Here is a 13,317-nt window from a genome sequence, read left to right as displayed (position 1 = left end):
ATGGCACCGGCCGGTGCCAGAACAAGCTCGATGCGCTGGACCATGAGGCAGCGATTGCCGCGGTACGTCCATGTACTAACATCAAGGAGCCGAAGGGACGCAAACACTCGATATTCGGCCGCGCCGGTTGCCCGGAACGATTGTCCAGCAGACTGTTGGACGAATGCAGCTTCTACTCAGGGCAACGGTGCAAGCACCGCTTGCACCGTTGTAGCCACGCTCCAACTTCCGAAGCCGATCTGTGATTCCCTCAGGCCGGCGCTCCACGTCCTGTCGAAGCGGGCCAGGGCTTGATCTTCGCGAGTGCTTTGCTCATCGCGTCGCGCGCAATCCTGGTGTCGTAGTCGGCCTGCAAGCGCAGCCACCAACCATCCGAGAGGCCAAAAAACCGGCACAGCCGCAAATCGGTATCGGCGGTGATGCTGCGACGACCGGCGATGATTTCGCCGATGCGCTGGGCGGGCACGCCGATTTCCTTCGCCAGCCGGTAATTGCTCATCTCCAGCGGCTTGAGAAACTCCTCGACCAGCATTTCACCGGGGCTGGTGGGCGGGATGCGCCGAGCGCGCGGCTGGATCAGGTCACTGAAATCCAGGTGCGGCAGGTCTTCGATACGAATGCTCATCTTCAGGCTCCTTCAGTGGGCAATCCATCAGTCGAAGAAGTCCTCGTCGAGTTTCTTGATGTAGACCACCTCTTCGACCCGGCAGCCGATATCGAATCGGATCATCAGCCGAGTGAGAAGTATCCCATCGATCAATACGATGCGTTTGCTCAGCATGTCGGCCGTTTCTTTCGCTGCCGGCGAGAAGGTTGACGTCGTGACGAATAGGCCCTTGTTCGCTTTGAATCGATCCAACGACCCGAAGAAGTCCCGGATCTCGCCCGACGACACTTTGTTGTCCGTGTAGCGCTTTGCCTGGACGTAGATCCGATCCAGACCCAACGCATCCTGATCGATGACGCCATCTACGCCACCGTCGCCGCTCTTTCCTAGCGCCTTACCGGCTTCGATGGCTGAACCACCGTAGCCCATGGCGATCAGAAGCTGAACGACCAGGCGCTCAAAGAAGTCTGGGGGTGAGGCAAGTATCTTCGCGAGCAACTCCGCACTGAGCGACTGCTGAAGCTCGTCACTTGCAGACCGGATCACCTCATCGGGCGCCAGTTCTTTGAAGTTCGTCGGCTCCGCTTGCGGTGTGGTCGGACTCTCAGCAGCGGCCAATCGGAATGCCTTGAATTCGGGAAAAGACTCGAGGAACTTGATATTGATCGTCTGCGGCGGGTTGGCAAGCACCGCCCGCCCTCGTTCACTGATCTCGAAGTACGCGCGCTTCGTGAGTGTGATCAGGCCGGCCTTGCCCAGGTAGCTCTTGGCCCAGTTCACGCGGTTGGCAAACGTCGTCTGCTTGCCCGAGGGCAGGAGTTCCGACAGCTCTGCCTCGGTCAAAGCCAGCTTGGTTCCGAGTACGGCAACGACATCTGAAATGCGGACCTCGCCGGCAGCAGACTCCTTGAGCACAGGAAGCATCAACGACTGAAAGTCCGGGATCGCCATAGCCTTATCTCCACACTAGCCGCCTTGTCGGAGACCGATTCTATCGGGGACCATACTGGACGCTTGTAACCGTCCTGCAGTTAGTTCGGGGAACCCCAAGCAGTTCCCCGGAATGCCAGCTCCTGGCCGAGACGCAACTCGAATTCCATCCGATCAAACGCGAATCACCAGCCCGGCCAGGCCCAGCACGCTGAAGCTGCCGATGCAGCCCATCAGCATCCAGAGGAACGGCAGCCGCATTCCGCCGCGCAGCCGCTACCGAGCCGCAGCCGTGGGCCGCAGCCGACGAGGCGTCGGTTTCTGGATTCATGCGCCTGTATGACTCAGGCGACGACTTCGAGGCCGCGCTTTTGCACCAGGTGTAGCAGCTTGAGAGCGGTGCCGGTCGGCTTCTTCTGGCCGATTTCCCACTTCTGCACTGTAGAGAGGCTGGTGTTCAGCAGACGGGCAAAGACAGCCTGACTGACCCGTGTGGTTTCGCGGATGTGCTTGATTTGCTCGGGCTGCAGCGGCTCGACCGGCGGCAGGCAGAGCTGGTCGAATTCACGCAGTGTGACCTGATCCATCACGCCCGCTTTGTGCAGGCCCTTGGCCGTGTCATGCACGGCGTCAAGGATCGAAGATTTAGTCTTTCGCATCGCAATCCACCTTCATCAGTTCACCGGCACTCAGTGCTTTGCTGAGCGCCTGCGTCGTCAGTGACAACAGGTGCGCTGCCAACTTTTTCAAGGCTTCGGCTTCGTCCTTGTCGATGTTGCTGCGCTCATTCTTCGGAAAGCCAAACACGAACACCCAGCGGTTGCCCTTGTTGGTGGCAACCAACGTTCGATAACCGCCGCTCTTCCCTTGTCCGGGCCGCCCAATCCGCTTCTTGACCAGCCCACCGCCCAGGTCGGCATCCACGAGGCCATGCGCCATTTCCTGCACGGCGGCGCAGAGGCTGGATGCGGCCAATCCCTCTTTGCGAGCCCAGCGGTCGAACCACCGGGTTTTGTAAACCGCCATGTCCGCCTCCTCGCCCTTTATTGTATAGCACTAAGTGCTATGAATTTGCACGCTGACTTTGCAACCGGCGCCCGATCCCGACGGCTTGCTCTTGACCGAGGCTTCCGAGCAAGCGCAGTCGCGACCCAACGCCGACCTTTCGCTGACGACTCGACGGGGGCAGGGGCTCAGGCTGACAGCGAACCTGCCGATCCCTTTCGCTGCCATGACGCTGAACCCTGAATCCAAGTACCCGAACCGCCGCGCCTACGTGCTGAAGCTGCGCGGCGACGCCACTGCCGAAGCGCTCGCCGGCCGCATCGAAAACCTGGTCACCGGGCGCCAACGGGAATTTACCTCCGCCTTCGAGTTGCTGGCCGCCATTGCCAGTGACCTGGAGTGCGCCGCCGCCGGCCGGCCCGCTGACGACGCCGCCGGCTGAGCCGCCCGCACGGCGACCGAATCGCGACGCAACGCTGACAACTTCGCGTGCATCGAGCCCTACGCTGACCCCATCAAATCCACACGAGTCCATTCCGATGTCACCTCCATTAGCAAGCCCGCTGTCCGGATCTGCCGGGCCGAAGACCGTCCGAGCTGCCGGTCAGCTGGCCGGCCGTGTCGCCATGTCGGCGCTGGCCGCATCGTTCGCGCTGGTGTTCACCGGCTGCTCCACGCCGATCTCCCATGCGCAGGTCGATGTGCCGGCCCAGTTCGTCGCCGGCACGGTCGCCGATATCGAGCCCGAGGCCGCCTGGTGGGAGAGCTTCGGTGACCCGATCCTGACCGAGCTGGTACGGCGTGCCGCGATCGAGAACCGCGACGTGAAGATCGCCGCCGAGCGTCTGCACGCCGCACGTGCCGGCGTGACGGTCAGCCGGTCCTTCCTGATGCCCAGCGTCAGCGCCGTCGGCTCGGCCGGCGACCGCAGCAGCGGCTACGGCGATGCCGTGAAGCAGCTCCTGCCGGACACCAAAAGCGCCAGTGCCGGTCTCGACGTGTCTTGGGAGGTCGACCTCAGCGGGCGCCTGCGCGCCGGTGCGGCCGCATCCGCCGCCGATGCGCTGGCCGCCGAGCACGGCGTGCGCGGCGTGCGCCTGTTGGTGATGACCGATGTCGCCAGCAATTACTTCACGCTGGTCGGCGCACAGCGCCAGCTCGACACCCTGCGTGCGATCACCGCCGCCCATGACGAGACACTGCGCCTGGTGAAGGCACGCCAGCGCGCGGGCCTGGCGACTTCGTTCGACGTGGAGCGTGCGCAGACCGATGCCGAATCGGCGCGCGCGCAGATCCCTCCGCTGGAGACGGTTGTGGCGGTCTCGCGGCACCGCATCGCCGTGCTGATCGGCGACCAGGCCTCCCACGCGGCGCGCATCGAGCCCTGGCGCGGCGACGCGATCGTGCCCCAGGCGCAGCCGGGACAGCCCGCCACGCTGCTGCAGCGCCGGCCCGACGTGCTGGCCCTGATGGCGCAGCTGGATGCGGCCAATGCGCGCCGCAAGCAGGCCGCGGCGGAGTGGTTCCCGCGGCTGTTTCTGGACGCGTCGTTCGGCAGCCAGAACCTGGGTCTGAACGGCATCGGCCTCGGCGCCGCGCGCTACACCAACGTGGCCGGCCTGCTGGCGATGCCGATCTTCAACGCCGGCCGCACGCAGGCCCTGAACGAGGCCGCCGAGAGCGGCCAGCGCGAAGCGGTGCTGCGCGCCGAGGACGGCATGGTGCGCGCGCTGGAGGACGTGGAGAACGCGCTGGTCGCGCTGTCCTCCGAACGGCAGCGCTCGCAGTCGCTGCAGGCCGCCGCCGCCTCCGCGGAAGCGGCGCTGGGCCGCGCGCAATCGCTGTACGACCGCGGCCAGATCGATCTGCTGCCGCTGCTCGATGCGCAGCGCGCGCGGCTGGCGGTCCGTCTGAGTGCCAACGACGGCAGCACCCAGCTGCTGCTCGACAGCGTGCAGCTCTACAAGGCGCTGGGCGGGGGCTGGCAGGCCTTCGAACCCGCCGCCGACAACGCCGCCCGCCCGCTTTCCTAAACCCCTTTGCCCATCACGAGAAACTGTCATGAAGAACTTTTTTGGCGCGATCGTCGCGTTGCCGATCGCCGCGATGTTTGCCGCTTGCAGCACGGAGCCGCCGCCCGTGCAGGCGCCCCGGCCGGTGCGTACCGCCGAACTCCGCTACGACCAGGCCCGCGAGGCCAACCGTTACGTGGCGACGGTGCAGTCGCGGCATGAAGTGGACGAGGCGTTCCGCGTTGGCGGCAAGGTGGTCCAGCGCCAGGTCGACGTCGGCCAGTCCGTGACCGAAGGCGAGGTGCTGGCCGTGCTCGACGACGCCGACTACCGGCTCGCCGAAGACGCGGCGCGGCAGCAATATGCCGCCGCCGTCGCCCAGGCGCGCCAGGCCGACTCGGACCAGCTGCGCCTGCGCGACCTCAAGAGCGACGGCTCGGTCAGCGTGGCCGACGACGAGCGCGCCACCACCACTGCGCACACGGCGCACGCGGCGGCCGAGGCCGAGGCGCGCAAACTCGAACTCGCGCGCAACCGGCTCAAGTACACCGTGCTGCGCGCCTCGCGTAGCGGCGTCGTCACCGCTCTGCGCTTCGAGGTCGGGCAGGTGGTGGCCGAAGGACTGCCGGTGGTCTCGATCGCTAACCCCGGCGAGCCCGAGATCGTGGTCGATGTGCCCGAGGACCAGGTGGCCGCTTTCCAGACCGCGCGCTTCAAGGCATCGCTGGCGAGCGCGCCGAGCGACAGCTTCGACGTCGCGCTGCGCGAACTGTCGCCGCAGGCTGCGGCCCAGACGCGCACCTACCGCGCGCGGTTGAAGCCGGTGAACGCCCGCGCGCTGCCGCTCGGCGCCACCGCCACACTGGTGGCCGACCGCGTGATGTCAGGAACGCCGGTGGCCGCTATTCCGGCCGCGGCCATCACCCAAAACAACGGCAAGCCGGCGCTATGGGTGGTGAAGCGAACGGGCCAGGAGCCGGTGGGCACCGTGGAGCTGATGGGTGTGTCGGTGCATGGCTATCGCAACGACGAGGTGCTCGTGTCCGGCCCGCCGGCCGGCGAGCAGGTGGTCACCGCCGGGGTGCAGAAGATGTCTCCCGGATTGAAGGTCGCGCTGCCCGGCTCGTTGCCGCTTGCGGCGCTGGCTGAAACCAACAACACGCAGGTGGCCCAATGAACCACTTCAACCTCACCGACTGGGCCTTGCGCCACCGCGCCGTCGTCCTGTTTCTGCTGCTCGTCGTCGCGGTGGCCGGCGCGTTCAGCTTCACCCGACTCGGCCAGCTCGAAGACCCGAACTTCTCGGTGCCGTCGATGACCGCCGGCGTCTCCTGGCCGGGCGCGACCGCCCAGCAGATGCAAGACGAAGTGCTCAACCGCATGGAGAAGAAGTTCGAGCAGATCGACCACTTCGAGAAGGTGGTCACCTTCGCCCGGCAAGGCTACGGCGGCATGACGCTGACCGTGAAGGGCGGCACTTCGAAGGCCGACCAGCGCGAGGCCTGGTACCAGGCACGCAAGAAGCTCGACGACCTGCGACTGGAGCTGCCCGATGGCGTGATCGGCCCGATCGTCAACGACGAATACGGCGACGTCTACGGCCTGATGTACGCCGTCAAAGGTGATGGCATCAACCACGCCGACCTGACGGATGCGGCCGAGGACATCAAGCGCCGCATGCTGAAGGTGCCGATGGTCAAGAAGGTCGACGTGATCGGCAAGCAGGCCAAGCGCGTCTATGTCGAGTTCTCGCATGAGCGCCTCGCCGCACTCGGCATCACGCCGCTGGCGATCGCCGAAAGCCTGAAGAGCCAGAACGCGATGCTGCCCGCGGGCCAGGTGGACACCCATGGCGACCGCGTCATGGTGCGCGTGAGAGGCCAGTTCGCCAGCGACGAGGACATCCGCAAGCTGCCGATCGCGGCCGACGGCCGCACGATCAAGCTCGGCGACATCGCCACCGTGCAGCGCGGCTACGAAGATCCGCCGACCTACACCGTGCGCCACAACGGCCAGCCGGTGCTGATGCTCGGCATCTCGATGACCGACGACGGCAACATCGTCGACCTCGGCAAGGCGATGGACGATGCGGTCGCGAAGATCCAGTCCGAGCTGCCGCATGGCGTGGAGCTGGAGCGCGTGGCCGACCAGCCCACCACCGTCAAGGACGCGATCTGGGACTTCGAGCGCTCACTGATGGAGGCGCTGATCATCGTGATCGCGGTGAGCCTGGCGAGCCTGGGCTGGCGCACTGGCCTGGTGGTTGCGGCGTCGGTGCCGCTGGTGCTCGGCGGCGTTGCGCTGGTGATGCTGGCGATGGGCTGGAACCTGGAGCGCATCTCGCTGGGCTCGCTGATCATCGCGCTCGGCCTGCTGGTGGACGACGCGATCATCGCCATCGAGATGATGGTGGTGAAGATGGAAGGCGGCTGGGATCGTGTGAAGGCAGCCGCCTTCTCGTACCAGTCCACCGCGATGCCACGCCTGACCGGCGCGCTGATCACCGCCGCCGGCTTTCTGCCGATCGGCTTGTCGAAATCGACCACCGGCGAGTACGCGGGCGGCATCTTCTGGATCGTCGGCGCTGCGGTGCTGCTGTCCTGGATCTGCTCGGGCATCTTCACGCCGTACCTGGCGGTCAAGATGCTGCCGAAGGACTTCGGCCAGCATCATGCCGGCGACCCGTACGATTCAAAGTTCTATCGCAAGCTGCGCGGGCTCATCGACCTCGCCATTCAGCGGCGCTGGCTGGTGATCGGCACGACGGTCGCGGCGCTGGCGGTCGCGCTGGTGGGCATCAAGCTGGTGCCGCAGCAGTTCTTCCCCAGCAGCTCGCGGCCCGAGCTGATCGTCGACCTGCGCCTGAAAGAAGGTGCGTCGTTCGCAGCGACGACCGAGCAGGTGAAGAAGATGGAAGCCGTGCTGGCCAAGGACCAGGACGTCAAGTTCTTCACCGCCTACACCGGCGCCGGTGCGCCGCGCTTCTACCTCGCGCTCAACCCTGAGCTGCCGAACGCGGGCTATGCCCAGTTCGTCGTGATGACCCAGGATCTGGAGGCGCGCGAGCAGGTGCGCTCGCGGCTGATGGCCACGGTGGACCAGCAGTTCCCGCAGGCCTGGGTGCGCGTCACTCGCCTGGAGTTGGGGCCGCCCGTGGGCTACCCGGTGCAGTTCCGCGTCGTCGGCCCCGACACGCAGGTGGTGCGCGGCATCGCCCGCGAGGTGGAAAAAGTGGTGAACGCCAGCCCCAAGGTGCGCGACGTGCAGCTCGACTGGAACGACCCGGTGCGCGCGCTGAAAGTGCAGCTCGACCAGGACAAGGCGCGCGCCCTCGGCCTCTCGCCGGCCGACGTGTCGCTGGTGACGCAGACCGTGATGAACGGCGCGACGCTGTCGCAGCTGCGCGAGCACGAAGACCTGATCGACATCGTGGCTCGTGCGGTGCCGCAGGAGCGGCTGGACCTCGACACGCTGAAGGACATCAACATCTATACCCGGCAGGGAACGGTCGTGCCGCTGTCGCAGGTCGCGAGCGTCAGTCATGAGCTTGAGGAGCCGGTGCTGTGGCGCCGCAACCGCGACATGGCGATCACCGTGCGCGCCGACGTGAAGGACGGCGAGCAGGGTGTCTCGGTGACGCAGGAGATCCGGCCGCTGCTGAAGGACATCGAGGCGAAACTGCCTTCGGGCTATCGCATCGACGTCGGCGGCGCGGTGGAAGAGAGCGACAAGGCCAACCAGGCGCTGCTAGCCGTGGCGCCGCTGATGATCGGGGCGATCCTGCTGCTGCTGATGCTGCAGCTGCAGGACTTCTCGCGCATGTGGATGGTGGTGCTCACCGCGCCGCTGGGGCTGATTGGCGTGGTGCCCGCGCTGCTGGCGTTCCAGGCGCCGCTGGGCTTCGTCGCGATCCTCGGCATCATCGCGCTCGGCGGCATGATCATGCGCAACTCGGTGATCCTGATCGACCAGGTGCAGACCGAAATCGCCGAAGGCCGCGACCCGTGGAACGCGGTGCTGGACGCGGCAATTCATCGGACCCGCCCGGTACTGCTGACGGCGCTGGCCACGGTGCTTGCGATGGTGCCGCTGACGCGCAGCGTGTTCTGGGGGCCGATGGCGATCGCGATCATGGGCGGTCTGACGATCGCGACCTTGCTGACGATCTTCTTCGTGCCGGCGCTTTACGCCGCATGGTTCAAGGTCCGCCGCCATCAGCCGGCCGGCGACACCGACCCGGTTCCGGGCCCGACTACCGGCCATATTGCGCTGGCATCCTGACGGTGTCGGTCATGGCGCTCCGTCTCTGTCTGCTCGTTGCGATGATCCGCGCGATATCGGCCTCGCCGCGAAATCGGCGCGGCGCGTGGGGGCGGGGCGCCGTGGTCAGCGCCGCCGCACTGCTGCTGGCCGCCTGCTCGACGACACGGCCCTGGATGAACCCGCCGATCACGGCGGACTCGCCGGGCGCATCAACCCCGATCGCCGCGCCCGCGGTCGACGCAGCCGGCGGTGCGCGCACTACGCCTTCGATCATCGCCGCGGTCACGCTGTCCGGCGGCGGCGCGCGCGCGGCGGCGTTTGGCCTCGGCGTGCTGCAGGAGCTGAAGGAAACGCAGTTCACCTGGGAAGGACGCCAGACGAGCTTGCTCGATGAAGTGGGCCTGGTCAGCGGCGTCTCCGGCGGCAGCGTCCTGGCGGCCTACTACGCGGCGTTTGGGGACGAGACCTTCACGCGCTTCGAGCACGACTTCCTGCTGGTGAACTTCCAGTCCTCGCTGGTGGGGGATCTGACCTCGCCAAGCAGTTTGTACAGTCTCACCTCCCCCTGGTGGGGCCGTAGCGATATCCTCGCGCAGCGCCTGGACCCGGTGTTTCGTGGCATGAGCTTCGGCGATCTGCGGCGCAAGCGCCCGAAGCCGCAGCTGCTCGTCACCGCTACCGACCTGAGCACCGGCGCGCCCTTCGAGTTCACGCCCGAGCAGTTCGCATTGATCTGCTCCGACCTGGACAGCGTCCCGCTGTCGTTCGCAGTCGCCGCCTCCGCCGCGGTGCCGATCCTGCTGAGCCCGATTACGGTGCACAACTACGCGGGCAGCTGCCCGCAATCCGCACCGCTGTACGAGTTGCCCGCGGACGGCAACCTGTCGGCGCGGCTGCTGAATCTCATCGCGCAAAGCTGCAGGGACTCCGCCAAGCGTCCCTACATCCATCTCGTCGACGGAGGCTTGGTCGATAACCTCGGCGTGCGCAGCCTGGTCGATCGCGTGACCGCAGGCGGCTCGCTGGAGACGAGCTTCGGCGCCCTGCCACCGGGATCGGTGCACAGGATCGTGCTGATCAGCGTCAACTCGGAACGCGACACCGCCGAGCGCATCGACACCAGCGACCGTGTACCCGGCGTCGGCCAGGTGATGGACTCGCTGATCTTCGGCGCAGGCTCGCGTGTGACGACGGAGACCACCGAGATCGTCAACGACGTCGCGCGCCGGCTGTCCGAGCAACTCGCGGCCGACCGCAGCCGACCCGGCAGCCCGTTCGCACCCGACGCCGAGATCCATGTGATCAACGTCAGTCTGCGCGGACTGCATGACCCCGCGGTTCGGCGGACGCTGATGAACGTGCCCACCGCATTCACGATCCTGCCCATACAGGTTCGCCAGTTGCAGATCGCCGGCCGGCGGGCGCTGCGCGAGTCGCCGGAGTTTCAGCGGCTGCGCCGCAGTTTGGCGGCAGAGCCGGAAGTCGCCCTTGCGGATATGCCGTGATGCGGGGCTTTACTTGCGTTGGTATTAGTAACGGCTGCTGAAAGAACATGCTCGGAGACTTGCACCACTATTGGAGCGGCGCCTTCCTCGCCGCGAACGCCTTCATCGGATTGAACCTGGTGGGCGCCTTGCTGCTGGGCATGCTGGTCGGCTACGAGCGCTCGTTCAACGGCCGCGCCGCCGGCATGCGCACCTACGGCCTGGTCTGCATGGCCTCGACGGCGCTCACGGTGTTCGTCGGCCACGCGTCGCTGTGGTACGGCGGCACCGCCGCGCATATGCAGGCCGATCCGACGCGCGTGGTGCAGGGCATCGTGACCGGCATCGGCTTCCTGGGTGCCGGCGTCATCATGAAGGACGGCCTGAGCATCAGCGGCCTCACGACGGCTGCGTCGATCTGGGCGGCTTCGGCGATCGGCGTGCTGCTCGGCGTCGGCTTTTATGCTGCGGCGTTGCTGCTCGCCCTGTTATGCATGCTGTCGATGTCGATGCACCGACTGGAGGCCCTCCTTCCGGGTCGCTCGACGCTGGACGTGACGCTGACCTTCCGGCCGGCCAGCCCGGCGTCGTTCGACGAGATGTCCGGCATCGCCGAGTCGCACGGCTACCGGGTGCTTCGAAACAGCCTGAGCATCACCTTCGCCGACAGCCGCCCCGTGTGGCGATTCAGCGTCGTGGCCCTGGACCGTTCGCGCGCCACGTTGCCGTCCGCGCTTGCCGAGGAGATCGCCTCGGCCGAGGGTATCGCCGGATTCAGCATCGCGCCGGTGCGCAACTGAGCGAGGCGAAACGCTACAGCCCGTAGCCCGTAGGTTGGGGTGAGCGGCAGCGAACCCCAACATTGCGGCAGTGATCGTTGGGGTTCGCTGCCGCTCACCCCAACCTACAGCGTCAGCAGATCGGCGGTGGTCGGGTTCATGATGCCGACGCCGCCGTCGACCTGGAACAGCTGGCCGGTGACGTAGCCCGATTCATCGGAGGCCAGGTAGACCACCAGGTGGCCGATGTCTTCGGGCAGGCCGAAGCGCGGTACCGGTGTGTGCTTGCGGAACACCTCAAGCATCGGCTTGGGCCAGTTCGGCGCGCGCGTGGTCATGATCATGCCCGGCGCGATGGTGTTGCAGCGGATGCCCTTGGCGCCGTACTGCACGGCGACGCTGCGCGAGAACGCCATCAGGCCGCTCTTGGCGGTGGCGTACATCGTCGGCTGCGTCATGCCCTGGACCGCGGCCATCGACGCGGTGTTGATGATCGAGCCGCCGCCGTTTTCGATCATCAGCGGCAGCACGCAGCGCGCGGCGAATACGGTGCTCTTCAGGTTGAGTTGGATCACCGTGTCCCAGTAATCCCAGTCCATGCCGAGCACGGTGTTGTCGCGGCGGCCGTCGGTGAAGCCGACGTTGTTGTGCAGCACGTCGATGCGGCCATAAGCGGCCTGCGTGGCCTTCACCATCGCGGCGATCGACTCTTCCTGCAGCGCATCGAGCGGCAAGGCGATGGCGTCGCCGCCGGCTTGTCGGATCGTCGCCGCCACCGCTTCTGCGCCAGCAAGGTCGATGTCGGCGACGGCGACTTTGGCGCCCTCGGCCGCCATCAGCAGGGCCGCGGAGCGGCCGATACCGAGTGCGCCGCCGGTGACGATGCAGACTTTTTGTTTGAGACGGTTCATGGCTTTTAGTCCTTCTACGGAACAGCAATCCAGTGTGCTACTTCGCGACCATACCGCCGTCGACGGGCAGGGTGACACCGGTGATGAAAGACGCGGCATCCGAGCATAGCCACAGCACGGCATCGGCGAGTTCCCGCGGCTGGCCGGCGCGCGGTATCGCGTGCAGCGCGGTCGCGGCCTGGCGGATTTCATGTTCCTGCAGGCTGCCGGTTGCGCCGGGCGTTTCGGTCAAGCCGGGCGATACCGCGTTGATACGCACGCCCTGCGCGGCATAGCGCACGCCGGCGATGCGCGTCAGGTGCACCACGCCGGCCTTGGCCACCGAATACGCCACCGGCGCCGCATCGACCACCTTGAACGCAGCCGCGGCCGCGGTATTGACGATGGCGCCGCCGCCAGCGGTGATCATCGGCGGCAGCTGTGCCTTCATGCAGCGCCAGATGCTCACCAGATTCAGATCGAGCGTGCGCAGCCACTGCGCTTCGGTGTCGTCGAGCAGATCGAGGTGACTGACACCGCCGCCGACGTTGTTGTGCGCGCAGTCGAGCCGGCCCCAGGTCTGCATTGCAAGGTTCACGGCGTGATCGACGTCTTCGGCACGCGTGACGTCGGTGCGGACGAACAAGGCGATGCCGCCGCGTGAGCGCAGATCGGCAACGCAGGCTTCGCCGGCGATCGGGTCCAGATCTGCGACCAGAACTTTGGCACCGGCGGCGGAAAATGCCTGCGCACTGGCGCGGCCGATGCCGGAGCCGCCGCCGGTGATCATCGCGACCTTGCCTTCAAAGTTCGGCGCGGGGCTGCTCATGCTTTTGCGGCGGCCTGCTTGAGCGGCGAGGGGATGGCCTTGGCGATGCCGCGTTCGAACACGCTGCGATCACCGGTTTCGAACAGCGAGCTGAAGCGCTGCGCCGTGATCAGCCAGCCGCCGTCTGTGCCGCTTGCACGGCGCAGGCCGTGATCGTAAATGCCGCCGCAACTCCAGACGTCGCCACCGATGCGGTGATTGGAGATGACGTAGGAGCGGCAGCTGGCATTGTCGCCATCGAGCGTGACGACGAGGTTGCTGACGATGTGCTGAGTGATGTCGAAAGCGTCGATCAGGCTTTTCCAGTACGGCATCAGCAGGTCGCGCGAAATCTCTTTCGGCGGATCGGCGAGCGTGCTGCTGTAGTCGATGGTGATCGCCTCGGCGTAGCGTTGACGATAGCGCTCCCAGTCGCCGGGCGCACCGCCGTCGGCGAGCATGGAGTTGGTGACGACGAACTCGGCGATTTCCTGCCGGTCGAGTGCGGCTTCGAGACGAGTGCTGGCGGACACGGTTCT

Annotated in this window: 13 protein-coding genes; 6 read left to right on the top strand and 7 right to left on the bottom strand. The window is 66.3% G+C overall.

The window, feature by feature from the left end:
* Nucleotides 1-250: 250 nt before the first annotated feature.
* The 4 genes from JWQ90_RS02405 to JWQ90_RS02390 all read right to left on the bottom strand — a co-directional run bounded on the left by JWQ90_RS02405 (nt 251) and on the right by JWQ90_RS02390 (nt 2,563).
* Nucleotides 251-625, bottom strand: a complete 375-nt coding sequence (locus JWQ90_RS02405) for a HigA family addiction module antitoxin (RefSeq protein ID WP_299688804.1) — start codon at nt 623-625, stop codon at nt 251-253.
* 27 nt (nt 626-652) lie between these two features.
* A complete protein-coding gene (locus JWQ90_RS02400; protein ID WP_299688801.1) occupies nt 653-1,558 on the bottom strand; it encodes a restriction endonuclease in 906 nt (301 codons plus the stop codon).
* Nucleotides 1,559-1,881: 323 nt separating this feature from the next.
* Nucleotides 1,882-2,196: a DNA-binding transcriptional regulator gene (locus JWQ90_RS02395; protein ID WP_299688798.1), complete on the bottom strand. Its 315-nt coding sequence runs from the start codon at nt 2,194-2,196 to the stop codon at nt 1,882-1,884.
* Nucleotides 2,183-2,563: a type II toxin-antitoxin system RelE/ParE family toxin gene (locus JWQ90_RS02390; RefSeq protein WP_299688795.1), complete on the bottom strand. Its 381-nt coding sequence runs from the start codon at nt 2,561-2,563 to the stop codon at nt 2,183-2,185. The genes JWQ90_RS02395 and JWQ90_RS02390 overlap by 14 nt, the downstream gene beginning before the upstream one ends.
* 205 nt (nt 2,564-2,768) lie before the next feature.
* Here JWQ90_RS02390 and JWQ90_RS02385 point away from each other — a divergent pair, with 205 nt between their 5' ends.
* From JWQ90_RS02385 to JWQ90_RS02360, 6 genes are all read left to right on the top strand, one after another.
* Nucleotides 2,769-2,984, top strand: a complete 216-nt coding sequence (locus tag JWQ90_RS02385) for a hypothetical protein (RefSeq protein WP_366919417.1) — start codon at nt 2,769-2,771, stop codon at nt 2,982-2,984.
* 97 nt (nt 2,985-3,081) lie between these two features.
* Nucleotides 3,082-4,575: an efflux transporter outer membrane subunit gene (locus tag JWQ90_RS02380; RefSeq protein WP_299688790.1), complete on the top strand. Its 1,494-nt coding sequence runs from the start codon at nt 3,082-3,084 to the stop codon at nt 4,573-4,575.
* 28 nt (nt 4,576-4,603) lie between these two features.
* Nucleotides 4,604-5,731: an efflux RND transporter periplasmic adaptor subunit gene (locus JWQ90_RS02375; RefSeq protein ID WP_299688787.1), complete on the top strand. Its 1,128-nt coding sequence runs from the start codon at nt 4,604-4,606 to the stop codon at nt 5,729-5,731.
* On the top strand, nt 5,728-8,835 hold the full coding sequence (locus JWQ90_RS02370; protein ID WP_299688784.1) for an efflux RND transporter permease subunit: 3,108 nt from the start codon (nt 5,728-5,730) through the stop codon (nt 8,833-8,835). Before JWQ90_RS02375 ends, JWQ90_RS02370 begins: the two co-directional genes overlap by 4 nt.
* An 11-nt stretch (nt 8,836-8,846) precedes the next feature.
* Entirely contained in the window at nt 8,847-10,322 is a 1,476-nt protein-coding gene (locus JWQ90_RS02365; RefSeq protein ID WP_299688781.1) for a patatin-like phospholipase family protein, read from the top strand.
* Nucleotides 10,323-10,369: 47 nt separating this feature from the next.
* The gene (locus JWQ90_RS02360) at nt 10,370-11,101 is read left to right on the top strand and encodes an MgtC/SapB family protein (protein ID WP_299688778.1); all 732 of its coding nucleotides are present in this window, start codon (nt 10,370-10,372) and stop codon (nt 11,099-11,101) included.
* Nucleotides 11,102-11,205: 104 nt separating this feature from the next.
* On the opposite strand, the gene JWQ90_RS02355 is transcribed toward JWQ90_RS02360, so the two are convergent.
* The 3 genes from JWQ90_RS02355 to JWQ90_RS02345 are packed head-to-tail and all read right to left on the bottom strand — an operon-like array spanning nt 11,206 to nt 13,311.
* Nucleotides 11,206-11,991, bottom strand: a complete 786-nt coding sequence (locus JWQ90_RS02355) for an SDR family NAD(P)-dependent oxidoreductase (RefSeq protein WP_299688775.1) — start codon at nt 11,989-11,991, stop codon at nt 11,206-11,208.
* Between the two features lie 37 nt (nt 11,992-12,028).
* Nucleotides 12,029-12,799, bottom strand: a complete 771-nt coding sequence (locus JWQ90_RS02350) for an SDR family oxidoreductase (protein ID WP_299688772.1) — start codon at nt 12,797-12,799, stop codon at nt 12,029-12,031.
* Nucleotides 12,796-13,311 (bottom strand): nuclear transport factor 2 family protein, encoded by a 516-nt coding sequence (locus JWQ90_RS02345; RefSeq protein WP_299688769.1) that lies wholly within the window; start codon nt 13,309-13,311, stop codon nt 12,796-12,798. The genes JWQ90_RS02350 and JWQ90_RS02345 overlap by 4 nt, the downstream gene beginning before the upstream one ends.
* Between the last annotated feature and the right edge of the window lie 6 nt (nt 13,312-13,317).

This window comes from Hydrocarboniphaga sp. (assembly GCF_028291725.1).
GTDB lineage: Bacteria > Pseudomonadota > Gammaproteobacteria > Nevskiales > Nevskiaceae > Hydrocarboniphaga.
This window is presented reverse-complemented; position numbering and strand designations above follow the sequence as displayed.

What these genes read in the sequence shown, in the direction of transcription:
- JWQ90_RS02405 (WP_299688804.1), bottom strand. Translation starts at nt 625, where the DNA reads ATGAGCATTCGTATCGAAGACCTGCCGCACCTGGATTTCAGTGACCTG.
- JWQ90_RS02400 (WP_299688801.1), bottom strand. Translation starts at nt 1,558, where the DNA reads ATGGCGATCCCGGACTTTCAGTCGTTGATGCTTCCTGTGCTCAAGGAG.
- JWQ90_RS02395 (WP_299688798.1), bottom strand. Translation starts at nt 2,196, where the DNA reads ATGCGAAAGACTAAATCTTCGATCCTTGACGCCGTGCATGACACGGCC.
- JWQ90_RS02390 (WP_299688795.1), bottom strand. Translation starts at nt 2,563, where the DNA reads ATGGCGGTTTACAAAACCCGGTGGTTCGACCGCTGGGCTCGCAAAGAG.
- JWQ90_RS02385 (WP_366919417.1), top strand. Translation starts at nt 2,769, where the DNA reads ATGACGCTGAACCCTGAATCCAAGTACCCGAACCGCCGCGCCTACGTG.
- JWQ90_RS02380 (WP_299688790.1), top strand. Translation starts at nt 3,082, where the DNA reads ATGTCACCTCCATTAGCAAGCCCGCTGTCCGGATCTGCCGGGCCGAAG.
- JWQ90_RS02375 (WP_299688787.1), top strand. Translation starts at nt 4,604, where the DNA reads ATGAAGAACTTTTTTGGCGCGATCGTCGCGTTGCCGATCGCCGCGATG.
- JWQ90_RS02370 (WP_299688784.1), top strand. Translation starts at nt 5,728, where the DNA reads ATGAACCACTTCAACCTCACCGACTGGGCCTTGCGCCACCGCGCCGTC.
- JWQ90_RS02365 (WP_299688781.1), top strand. Translation starts at nt 8,847, where the DNA reads ATGGCGCTCCGTCTCTGTCTGCTCGTTGCGATGATCCGCGCGATATCG.
- JWQ90_RS02360 (WP_299688778.1), top strand. Translation starts at nt 10,370, where the DNA reads ATGCTCGGAGACTTGCACCACTATTGGAGCGGCGCCTTCCTCGCCGCG.
- JWQ90_RS02355 (WP_299688775.1), bottom strand. Translation starts at nt 11,991, where the DNA reads ATGAACCGTCTCAAACAAAAAGTCTGCATCGTCACCGGCGGCGCACTC.
- JWQ90_RS02350 (WP_299688772.1), bottom strand. Translation starts at nt 12,799, where the DNA reads ATGAGCAGCCCCGCGCCGAACTTTGAAGGCAAGGTCGCGATGATCACC.